The 11,299-nt window shown below is 44.8% G+C and carries 11 protein-coding genes; 5 read left to right on the forward strand and 6 right to left on the reverse strand.

Annotated elements, in window-relative coordinates; genetic code table 11:
• Positions 1–190: 190 nt before the first annotated feature.
• Entirely contained in the window at positions 191–655 is a 465-nt protein-coding gene (smpB, locus tag IM319_RS13200; RefSeq protein ID WP_004162719.1) for an SsrA-binding protein SmpB, read from the reverse strand.
• A gap of 300 nt (positions 656–955) precedes the next feature.
• Here smpB and psb29 point away from each other — a divergent pair, with 300 nt between their 5' ends.
• Both psb29 and cofH read left to right on the forward strand, forming a co-directional pair.
• Positions 956–1,642, forward strand: a complete 687-nt coding sequence (gene psb29, locus IM319_RS13205; RefSeq protein WP_287686131.1) for a photosystem II biogenesis protein Psp29 — start codon at positions 956–958, stop codon at positions 1,640–1,642.
• Between the two features lie 137 nt (positions 1,643–1,779).
• A complete protein-coding gene (gene cofH, locus IM319_RS13210) occupies positions 1,780–2,916 on the forward strand; it encodes a 7,8-didemethyl-8-hydroxy-5-deazariboflavin synthase subunit CofH (protein WP_287686129.1) in 1,137 nt (378 codons plus the stop codon).
• 25 nt (positions 2,917–2,941) lie between these two features.
• On the opposite strand, the gene purM is transcribed toward cofH, so the two are convergent.
• The 3 genes from purM to IM319_RS13225 all read right to left on the reverse strand — a co-directional run bounded on the left by purM (position 2,942) and on the right by IM319_RS13225 (position 6,097).
• Complete coding sequence (gene purM / locus IM319_RS13215; RefSeq protein WP_287735899.1) at positions 2,942–3,976, reverse strand: phosphoribosylformylglycinamidine cyclo-ligase; 1,035 nt, start codon at positions 3,974–3,976, stop codon at positions 2,942–2,944.
• Between the two features lie 104 nt (positions 3,977–4,080).
• Positions 4,081–4,812: a RadC family protein gene (gene radC / locus IM319_RS13220; RefSeq protein ID WP_002732646.1), complete on the reverse strand. Its 732-nt coding sequence runs from the start codon at positions 4,810–4,812 to the stop codon at positions 4,081–4,083.
• A gap of 97 nt (positions 4,813–4,909) precedes the next feature.
• Positions 4,910–6,097: an aspartate aminotransferase gene (locus IM319_RS13225; protein ID WP_287078849.1), complete on the reverse strand. Its 1,188-nt coding sequence runs from the start codon at positions 6,095–6,097 to the stop codon at positions 4,910–4,912.
• 232 nt (positions 6,098–6,329) lie between these two features.
• Between IM319_RS13225 and IM319_RS13230 the strand changes: the two genes are divergently transcribed.
• Together IM319_RS13230 and IM319_RS13235 are read left to right on the forward strand one after the other, a co-directional pair.
• Positions 6,330–7,616, forward strand: a complete 1,287-nt coding sequence (locus tag IM319_RS13230; protein WP_287735900.1) for an FAD-binding oxidoreductase — start codon at positions 6,330–6,332, stop codon at positions 7,614–7,616.
• A gap of 9 nt (positions 7,617–7,625) precedes the next feature.
• On the forward strand, positions 7,626–8,981 hold the full coding sequence (locus IM319_RS13235; protein WP_287735897.1) for a (Fe-S)-binding protein: 1,356 nt from the start codon (positions 7,626–7,628) through the stop codon (positions 8,979–8,981).
• 335 nt (positions 8,982–9,316) lie between these two features.
• On the opposite strand, the gene IM319_RS13240 is transcribed toward IM319_RS13235, so the two are convergent.
• Both IM319_RS13240 and IM319_RS13245 read right to left on the reverse strand, forming a co-directional pair.
• Entirely contained in the window at positions 9,317–10,750 is a 1,434-nt protein-coding gene (locus IM319_RS13240; RefSeq protein WP_287735898.1) for a phosphoglucomutase/phosphomannomutase family protein, read from the reverse strand.
• A gap of 68 nt (positions 10,751–10,818) precedes the next feature.
• Positions 10,819–11,163: a hypothetical protein gene (locus tag IM319_RS13245; RefSeq protein WP_286825884.1), complete on the reverse strand. Its 345-nt coding sequence runs from the start codon at positions 11,161–11,163 to the stop codon at positions 10,819–10,821.
• Between the two features lie 91 nt (positions 11,164–11,254).
• Here IM319_RS13245 and IM319_RS22540 point away from each other — a divergent pair.
• Positions 11,255–11,299: helix-turn-helix domain-containing protein (locus IM319_RS22540; protein ID WP_353737100.1), on the forward strand; the 45-nt coding region annotated here is incomplete at its 3' end.

The raw sequence follows: 11,299 nt of genomic DNA on the forward strand, positions 1-11,299 counted from the left end.
GTTCCACCTTATTTCCTAGAAAGTTTTACTCGTTCAAGGCCGAATTTGAAGTCTTTTCTGAACGAAACCCCCTACTATCTGTTGTCAAGGTTCAGTTTTTAGCTTAGCTTGGTTATCGCTTTTTCCATTGTAGCTTAAAGCTGTCCTCAAAGGACGGGGTTTTAACCCAAATTTTCGATAAGTGTCTTGATTAACGCTTCATCGCTCGCGCCATATCCCGTTGATCTTGACGACGTTTCAAATCTTCGCGTTTATCGTGTAATTTCTTGCCTCTACCGAGGCCAATGCTGATTTTTACCCAACTACCTTTAAAATACATCTTCAAAGGCACAAGAGTTAAGCCTTTCTGTTCCACTTGACCGATGAGTTTGCTGATTTCCTTTTTGTGCATCAACAATTTTCTCGTCCGGCGCGGATCGTGATTAAAATATTCGCTACTCTGTTCGTAGGGGGAAATATGAACATTAATTAACACCGCTTCACCATTGCGGACTAAAACGTAACCATCCCGCAGGTTTACCTTACCAGCACGCACAGATTTAACCTCGGTCCCTAGCAACTGCACCCCCGCTTCAAAAGTCTCTAAAATCTCGTAGAGATGGCGCGCTTGCCGGTTATCACTGATAATTTTGATTTTGTCGTCTTGATTAGCCATATAGTCAAGTGAAAAGTGAAAAAGCTGTTGGGTGTTGGGGTGTTAGGGTTTTAGGGTGTTGGGGTTTTAGGGTTTTAGGGTGTTAGGGTGTTGGGGTTTTATTTGAAATTCTCCATTCCCCCCCGCAACGCGCACGAAGTGGTCTCCCCATTCCCCCATTCCCCCATTTCCCCATCTTACTCGCTCTTTTGCTCTCTCTGGACTGACTGCTTGCCGCTCTTTGGTGATCACTGGCCTTGTCAGGGGGAACGAGAAGGGAGAAAATGAGAGCAGTGTTAAATTTTTATGAAGTTTGGTTCTGTGGACAAAATTCGTACTGTTTCCGATAGTAAGCGTGATTTTTATACTCGCCACACCCGCCCCATCAATTCGGTGTATCGGCGCGTGGTTGAGGAATTATTAGTCGAGATGCACCTGCTCTCCGTTAATGTAGATTTCCATTATGATCCAATTTATGCCCTTGGTGTGGTTACTTCTTTCGAGAAGTTCATGGAAGGCTATCGTCCGGGGGAGGATAAACCGAATATTTTTAATGCTTTGTGCCAAGCGGTTAACGGTAATCCCGAAGTCTATCGTCGTGATGCCGAAAATATGATCGCTATTGCCAAAGAAAGTAATATTGATTCCTTGCTTTCCCAACTGCCAAACCCTGCTATGGGTGGTAACAATCAGTTGTCTGATAGTTTAGTTTCGGTTATCAACGCGCCTAAGTTTAAGTATAGTCGCCTGTTTGCCATCGGTCTCTATACAATTTTGGCGGAAGCACAACCAGAGATGATCAAGGAAAAAGAAAAACGCGAACAAATTTTGCAAAAGTTCTCAGAAATTCTCCATCTCTCCAGCGAGAAACTGCAAAAAGACCTCGATGTTTATCGCGGTAATCTTGATAAAATGGATCAGCTGCTCAAGGTTATCGAAGATGCCTTAGAAGCAGAAAAGAAAAAACGTCAACAAAAAGAACAGGAAAAACAAACCACCCCGCAATAAAGGCTCTCAACCGGAAATTACCGCGTGCAGACAAGGGAATAGGGAACAGAAAAAGGATTAAATCGCCTCTCTTTCTTTACTGTTCCTTCTGACCTCGTTCTACAATTAGGATCGGCAACCCTTAATATTTATTTCCCGTGACTAACTCCTCCATCACCGCACCCGTAACCGATATTTTGGCCAAAGCGCGGTCAGGGGCAAATTTATCGGCAAAAGAAGCGATTATCTTGCTAGAAACTACCGATAACCGTTTAATTGTCCAGATTCGGGAAACGGCCGACTTTTTGCGTCGTCAACAGGCAGGAGATACCGTCACCTACGTGATCAATCGCAACATTAATTTTAGTAACATTTGTGAGCAGCATTGCAGTTTTTGTGCATTCAGACGCGATGAAAATGAAGAGGGAGCATTCTGGCTTAATTTAGAGGAAATTATCGCTAAAGCGGCGGATGCTGTCCGTCGTGGGGCGACAGAAATTTGTATGCAGGGAGGATTAAACCCAAAAGCCAAGATTAAGGGTAATTCCTTAGACTATTACCTCGAAATTGTTAAAAACCTGAAAAAAACCTTTCCCGACCTGCATTTACACGCTTTTTCGCCCCAAGAAGTCCAATTTATTGCTAGGGAAGACGGTTTAAGTTACGAAAAAGTCATCGCTTCCCTGCAAGAAACAGGAGTGAATTCTCTCCCGGGGACGGCTGCCGAGGTGTTAGTCGATGAGATAAGACGGGTAATTTGTCCAGAAAAAATCGATGCCGCCACTTGGTTAGAAATAGTCGGTATTGCCCATCGCTTGGGGTTACATACCACCAGTACCATGCTCTGCGGTCATATTGAAACCCCTAGCCAACAGGTGCAGCACCTTGAAAAAATTAGAAAACAGCAAGAAATCGCCCTAGAAAATAATTATCGGGCTAAAATCACCGAATTTATTTTATTGCCTTTTGTGGGACAATCAGCCCCCAAACCCCTGAGAAATCGAGTCGGACGAGATCAACCAATTTTAGCCGATACATTAAAGTTAACGGCAGTGGCGCGGATTTATTTGGGCAATAGCATTAAAAATCATCAACCCAGTTGGGTAAAATTGGGCTTACAGGGGGCGACAGAAGCTTTAGACTGGGGTTGCAACGATCTCGGTGGCACTCTCATGGAAGAACATATTACCACTATGGCCGGGGCCCTGGGCGGTACTTGTTTGACCGTCGAGGAATTAGAAACGGCGATTAAATCCCTCGATCGCCCCGCCCGTCAACGGGGTACAATCTATTAACTAGGGTTTGCGGCAAAAAGTTTTTTTAGTTGATATAATCAAGCCCAACAATTTCCCCCTTACCGGCAATCACTTCCCCGATTTGGTAGGCATTAATCCCAGAGGATTGTAGTTGGTTAATAGTCAATTGCGCCAGATCTGATGGGACAATGATCACAAAACCGATACCCATATTAAAAGTATTAAACATGGCTTCGGAATTAACCGATCCCATCTGGGCTAACCAGTGAAAAATCGGCAAAATTGGCCAACTTTCGGGGTAAATCTGCACGGAATGCCCTTTACCTAAGCAGCGGGGCAAATTTTCCGGGATGCCACCCCCAGTAATGTGGGCCATGGCGTGAATATCTAACCCAGAGCGCAGAAGTTCTAGCACAGGTTTGACATAAAGTCTAGTGGGAGTTAACAAAACTTCACCTAAGCTAGAGCCGGCCAAAATTTCGGGGCAATCTTGCCAATTTAAGCCCTGGGTGTCGATAATCTTACGAACAAGACTAAAACCGTTACTGTGAACCCCACTACTGGCTAAACCGATAGCCACATCGCCGATTTGCACCTTACTGCCGTCGAGTAATTGACTTTTTTCGACAATACCGACGCAAAAACCCGCTAAATCGTACTCTCCTGCCGAATAAAACCCCGGCATCTCCGCCGTTTCCCCTCCCAAAAGAGTACAACCACTATCACGACAGGCACTAGCGATTCCCGATACCACCGCCGCTAACTGTGACGCTTCCAGTTTACCAGTGGCGAGATAATCTAAGAAAAATAAAGGTTCAGCCCCGGAGGTTAAGACATCGTTGACGCACATAGCCACGAGGTCAATTCCCACCGTATCATGGCGATTGAGACTATGGGCAATTTTCAACTTGGTTCCTACGCCATCAGTTCCCGATACTAACACCGGTTGCCGATAACCAGAAGGTAACTGAAAATAGCCGCCAAAACCGCCTAAACCGCCGATAACTTCGGGACGGAAGGTACTTTCCACATTTTGGCGAATTTTCTCGACGAAAGCGCGTCCCGCTTCCACATCCACGCCCGCTTCTTTATAATCCATGCCCAATTGACCGATTGTATCTCTCAAATTTTACCCGGATTTCGAGCGCACTCGCTCCCTTTTCCAGCTAAACCTAACCACAATTTTTGATTGTTACAAGGGGTCTAATCTTCTTGGGGATATTTTTCCCAAAGATCTGTGATTTGGCGAAGACTTTGGAAGTTGCCATTACCGAGGATCAAATGATCTAGGAGAGGAATGGCTAGATAGGTAGCCCCCTGTAATAATTGTTCTGTGAGTAAAATATCGTCTTGACTAGGCACAAGTGACCCAGTGGGGTGATTATGGGCGATAATTAACTTAGTAGCTGATTGTTTCACTACTTCTCGAAAGATTTCTCGCGGATGTACCAGTGTTTCCGTGGCTGTGCCGATAGTAATCACTTTTAGTGCGATTAACTGATTTTTGACATCGAGTAAAATAACGGCGAAACGTTCCTGAGACTGATACATTAGTTCGTGGCCAAGGATAGCGGCAGCGGTATCGGGACTATCGATGACCATTTTTTCCGTCGGTCGTCGTTGAAAAGCTCGTTTTCCCAATTCGATCGCCGCTAGAATAGTAGTGGCCTTAGCCGGTCCAATGCCATGAATAGCGGTTAATTCCTGGGGCTGAATATCCCTCAAAACATCCAAAGGATCCCGGCGATATTTACTCAATTCGTTGAGAATATGCTGTCCTAAACCCACCGCCGAGAGTTTCCCCTTACCTTGACCTGTAGCTAGTAAAATCGCTAATAATTCGGCGTTACTGAGGTTTTTCGCCCCGACGCTGATTAAACGTTCCCTTGGTCTTTCACTGACAGGAATATCGGCAATTCTTAAGCTGTAGGTCATGGAAGTGGCAAGCTACCGCGATAAAATTCCATCATAATCGCAATTTTAGCCAGTGCCTAGAGGGATTTTGCGGGCAAATCAAGGGGAAAAACTCTCCTTACTGATAGCGAATTCCCGCATCTTCGAGGCGCTGCAAAGCTTCCCCTAATCGCGGGATATCGGCGATTAAACTGACGCGCACATAACCTTCCCCTCCCTCTCCAAAAGCATTGCCCGGAGTGACAACAACACCGGTTTTTTGCAGGACGCTGAGGGCGAAATCCGTGGAAGTCATGCCGACGCTACAGGGGACCCAGAGATACATTGTCGCCCTAGAGGGGGGAATATCCCAACCTAATTGCCCCAAACCTTTGATTAAAAAATCTCGTCGCTGCCGGTATCTTTCCTGTACTTGTTTGACGTATTCATCCGGCAGTTGTAGGGCGGTTTCGGCCGCTTTTTGGATGACGGAAAAGATGCCATAATCGAGATTAGTTTTCAGGGTGCGTAACCCTTGAATAATATCGGAATTGCCCACGACAAAACCGACGCGCCACCCGGCCATATTATAGGTTTTCGAGAGGGTATGAAATTCCACACTAATCTCTTTTGCCCCCGGAATTTCTAATAAACTGGTGGGCTGATAACCATCAAAACTTAATTCCGCGTAACAGAGATCATGGACGAGCATAATCTCATAGTGCTGGGCCCAAGCAACGATTTTTTCAAAAAATTCCCGGGGGGCAACGGCGGCCGTGGGGTTACTGGGATAGTTAAAATAGAGGATTTTCGCCTGTTTAGCCACATCTTCGGGGATAGAATCGATATCTATCAGCCAATCCTGTTCTGCTTTTAAGATAATCGGGTATAGCGTCGCCCCAGCAATCAAGGGACCGCGAAAATGGGCGGGATAGGCGGGACTGGGAACCAAGACCACATCGCCGGGGTTAACATAAGCTAGGGCGAGGTGAGATAGGCCCTCTTTGGAACCTAGCAGGGGTAAAGCTTCGTTATCGGGATTGAGTTCCACTCCATAACTGCGATCATACCATTTAGCGATCGCTTCTCGGAAACTGGCGGTTCCTTCAAAGGGTGGATAACCGTGAAATTGGGGGGTTTCAAAAGCTTGAATGGCCGCTTCGATAACTGGACGCGGGGCAAAACCGTCGGGATTACCCATCCCTAAATCGATTAAATCTAGTCCTTCTTTGCGTGCTAAGGCTTTTAATTCATCCAAACGGGCGAAAACGTAGGGGGGTAAGGCACTTAATCGCTTGGCGCGGCTATTCGTCCAATTTACACTCATTAACTTCTTGGCTTACTGATCGAGGTAATCCACTATTATTACATGAGTGTATGGCTAATTTAACAGTCAGTTATTGGGCTAGAATTGGCTGACATCGGAGATGGAGAGCCAAACTAAGGTAATCTGATTAATAGAGGCTGAAAATTACTGATTAGTCCTAGCATTACCCCCATTCTTCGGGATTATCGGCCGGTAATTCCTGACTCCTCACTCCTCAATTCTTGTGTCAAATATGACTGCGATCGCTGCCCAGATAACTTCTATTTTACCCCCCGACACGCCGGTTATTGCCTGGCCACAAGTGCCAAAGGAGGAACAAGAAAGACTATCAAGGGCAATTAGGGGCAAAAGTCCTGAAATTCTAGTTTATCCCGCTAATACGGCTGCTTTAGCCTCTTTGGTGCGTTTTAGCAACGAAAATCGTCTGTCTTTACTGGCCTACGGTCAAGGCAGTAAATTAGATTGGGGTGGGTTAGTCGAGTCGCCAGATATTTTAGTTAGTACCCAAAATCTCAACCAGATTATTGACCATGCTAGGGGAGATTTAACTATAACCGTGCAAGCTGGGCTTAAAATAGCGGATTTACAGGCTTTTTTAGCTCCTAGCTCTCAATTTCTTTCTCTTGATCCCAGTTACGCCGATAATGCCACGATTGGCGGTATTATGGCCACGGCCGACGCGGGAACATGGCGGCAAAGATACGGTGGTGTCCGGGATTTGATCCTAGGATTCTCCTTTATCCGTCACGATGGCGAGATTGCTAAAGCTGGAGGGCGTGTGGTGAAAAATGTGGCGGGATACGACATGATGAAGCTATTTACGGGTTCCTACGGCACTTTAGGGATTATCGATCAGATTACCCTGCGACTGTATCCCGAAACTGCTAACTCAGAAACCCTAATAATTAGAGGAAATAGCGAAAATATTAGTAAATTAAGTCAATTTATTCGGCAATCGTCTTTAACTCCCACCGTGGCTGAATGTTTAAACCTAGGGATGACGCAAGCATTAGGATTAGGGGAAAAAGTCGCTTTACTGCTGCGTTTTCAAAGTATTCCCGAAAGTATTAGCGAACAATCGCAACAGGTGAGTTATTTAGGGCAACAGTTAGATTGTCAGACTAATTTTTATCGGGATGAGGAAGAAGTTTCTCTATGGCAAAGATACCGAAAAACAATCGATAATTATGACCAAGAGGGCAATTTTTTCGGCAAAATAGGATTATTACCTAGCAATTTAGCTCTAGTTATCGACCAAATTAACGGACTAGCATCGATTAATATTAGTAGTGGGGTGGGTAAAGTTATCTTAAAATCGGAGGAAAATCTTGACAAAATTCGCTCTTTATGCAGTGCCAATCAGGGTTATTTAACGGTGTTAACCGCACCCCCATCGCTAAAAGAAAAAATTGAACCTTGGGGTTATACAGGTAACGCGATTGCCATGATGAAAACCCTAAAAACTAAATTCGATCCTCACGGTATTTTTAGTCCTGAACGCTTTCTTAACAAAATCTGATGAAAAATCATGCAAACCTCCGAGCATTCCCTTAACTTTCAAGAATTAATCGACCAAAAAAATCAAGGATTTGACCCCAAGAATCCCCCCGCTCAAGAATTAATCGATAGTTGTGTTCACTGTGGTTTTTGTCTATCTACCTGTCCCAGTTATCGAGTGATTGGCAAAGAAATGGACTCCCCCCGGGGCAGAATTTATCTGATGAATGCTATCAACAAAGGGGAAGCAGTTTTAGACGAAACCACTAGCCAACATTTTGATACTTGTTTAGGTTGTTTAGCCTGTGTTAGTACCTGTCCATCGGGAGTACAATACGATCAATTAATCGCCGCAGTTCGTCCGCAAGTGGAACGCAATCAACCCCGCAGTTTTAAAGATAAAATTATTCGTTTTCTCATTTTTAATCTCTTTCCCTATCCCGTCCGTCTCAAATTATTTTTACCTTTCCTCTGGTTATATCAAACCCTGGGATTACAAACTATTGTTAGAAAATCGGGACTCTTAAAAATGCTCTTTCCCCGTCTAGCAGCGATGGAATCAATTTTACCAAAAATTACCCTAGACTCTCTGTTTAAAAACTATGCCGATGTTATTCCCTCCCAAACTGAAAAACGCTATCGGGTGGGAGTAGTTTTAGGTTGTGTGCAGCGCCTCTTTTTCTCGCCGGTAAATGAAGCGACAGTGCGGGTTTTAACTGCCAATGGTTGTGAAGTGGTTATCCCAAAAACCCAGGGTTGTTGTGCCGCTTTACCCGCACACCAAGGACAGGAAAAACAAGCGCAAAGTTTAGCCAGACAAATGATAGATAGTTTCGCAGCAACCGAGGTTGATTATATTATTATTAATGCGGCAGGATGTGGTCATACTCTCAAGGAATATCATCATATTTTAGCCGACGATCCTGAATATAAAGATAAGGCTAAGGAGTTTGTGGCTAAAGTACGCGATGCCCAAGAATTTTTGGCATCAGTGGGGTTAACTGCTGATTTATCCCCGATTACCGAGACAGAATTAACCCTAGTTTATCAAGATGCCTGTCATCTTTTACACGGACAAAAAATCTCGGTGCAACCACGGCAATTATTGCAAAAAATCCCCAATATTAACTTAAAAGAACCTATCGATGCGGCCTTGTGTTGTGGCAGTGCCGGAGTTTATAATATGCTACAGCCAGATACTGCCGATGAATTAGGTCAGCAGAAAGTACGCAATTTATTAAATACTGGAGCTGCGGTGATTGCTTCTCCTAATCCGGGTTGTTCCCTACAAATTAAAAAACATCTACAATTACAGGGAAAAGATACACCCGTTATTCATCCGATGGAATTATTAGATTATGCGATTCGCGGGCTGAAAATTTCCTAGTTCATCCCCGTTTTCTATGAGATAGGGTTTGCGGCAAAAAGTTTGTTGGTGGGGTTAGGAGTCGGTCCCGATGAAAAAATTTTCACCACCAGAGATGAAAGAGGTTTCCTTCCCCACACCCCACACCCCACACCCTACACCCTACACCCTCTTTCAAGTCAGTAGCCGGTCGTTTCAGGCTTTGTTGCCCTATTTTTTTGTACCAGCTTATGTACTACAAAGAAGGATAATGCAAGGTTTTTGAAGGTCTTAATCCTATTTTCGCAGCATGAACATCGGATTTTAACAGGTCAAAAGCCTTATTTTAAAAGGGTTTTACCATTATTCAGCAAGTGCTAGATATAGGTAGCCCAAGATTTTGCCCATGCGAGAATTTCATCAACTCGATCGAGGGTTGAAGATTCACAGTAGAGACGCAAAACTGGTTCTGTGCCACTAAAGCGAATTAACAACCAACTGCCATCTTCTAAACGGAATTTATAACCGTCCATAGTATTACAATCAGTCACTTGTTTACCAGCAATTTCCCTTAAGGGTTCCCTATCCAAAGCAGTAATTAACTGATCGCGAGCTTCCATATTAGCTAAGGGTAAATCAATGCGATCATACTCAGAATGAAACCCGGTTTTATCCTGTAATTGCGCGTAAAGATCGCTTAAATCTTGGCCCGATTCTACCACCGCTTCCAAAACGTATAAAGCTGATAATAAAGCATCCCGTTCGGGAATGTGAGTACCATAACCGACACCTCCCGACTCTTCCCCACCAATTAACACAGGAGTGGTCAACATTCGATCGGCGATATACTTATAACCGATCGGGGTTTCAAAGACCGATAAACCGTATAAACTGGCTAATTTGGGGATTAAATCGGAACCGCTCACCGTTTTCACAATTTCCCCTCTCATTCCCTTTTTGCCGACTAAATGCTCGATTAAAATCGGGATGAGATTTTGGGTGCTTAAAAAATTCCCCCGACCATCGATCGCCGCTACTCGATCGCTATCCCCATCGAAGACCAAACCTACTCGCAAAGGGGCTAAATTTGCGCTGTGAGCCAGTTTATCGATGATTTCCCTCAAATTTCTCGGTAAAGGTTCTGGAGAGCCGCCACCGAACAAAGGATCGCGATTGCCGCGTAATTCCGTGATCCCCACCCCCAAAAGACGCTCTAAACCGGTAGCCGCCGCACCGTGCATGACATCGGAATAAACTTTTAGTTGTCCCGATTTGATCGCGTTGGCAATAGCAGCAATGTTAACTTTTTGGCGTAAACCCTGACAATAACTTGACCATGGCTCAAAAGTGCTTAATTTACCGGCAGCTGCGTTAAATTGCGGCGGATTAGACAATAAAGCTTCAATTTGTTGGGTAATTTCCGGCGAGACAGAACCACCAAAATAACCTTTAACCTTCAAACCGAGATATTTGGCTGGGTTATGACTGGCGGTTAACACGATCGCACCGAGAGCATTTTCTGATCGAGCTGCCCAACTAAAAGCGGGAGTCGGAGCGTAGGATTGGGAGAGAAGCACATCAAAACCGGCTTTTTGAAGTGATTCCGCCGCAGTTTGAGCAAAATCCTCCGCCATAAACCGCCGATCATAGCCGACGATAATCGTCCGCGAACCTGTGATCTGACCATAATTATCCGCTAAAACCTGAGCCGCCAAGGGAGCGAGCAGAGCGACTCGATCGAAAGTAAAATCGGCGGCGATAATCCCGCGCCAGCCATCGGTTCCAAATTTAATCGGGTTCACGGTGGTCATGATTTACGAACTACCCCTAAAATATCCATTTTCCCAATACTGTAACCCGCTCCGTAACCTCTGGAAACTCATTTTTCCCGATCATCGGTTTTTGCCGCCGAATCGAGCGCGCCGACTTCACTGGCTAATAATTTTTCCATTAACATTTGTAACTTCATCCGTTCTATATAGGGCCATCCCCCGGTTTCCTCGATATCCCGGAGTAATCCGTATAAGTCCTTACGGGTATTGGGTAAAGATGGCTCGAACATCTGCTCGCGAATTTGCCGATGTAAATTTTCTAAAGTTCGCAGCAACATTAACAAACCGTTACAATCTCCCTGCTGTTCTTGGGCGATCGCTGTCACCGTCGTTACAAGGGAATGTAGTTGGCTATCTAATTGGCTGTTATCTCCCGGCAATGGACTATTCATCGAAAATTTTGGGTCTGAAACCCCGTCGTTCTACGACGGCTTTACCGTTAAATACTAGCGCATTTACCAAATATATGCTAAAATGTGAGACATGGAAAAAGCCTACTCGTTTCGATTTTACCCCACACCAGAACAA

It is taken from the genome of Microcystis sp. M113S1, assembly GCF_020246945.1.
Lineage (GTDB): Bacteria > Cyanobacteriota > Cyanobacteriia > Cyanobacteriales > Microcystaceae > Microcystis.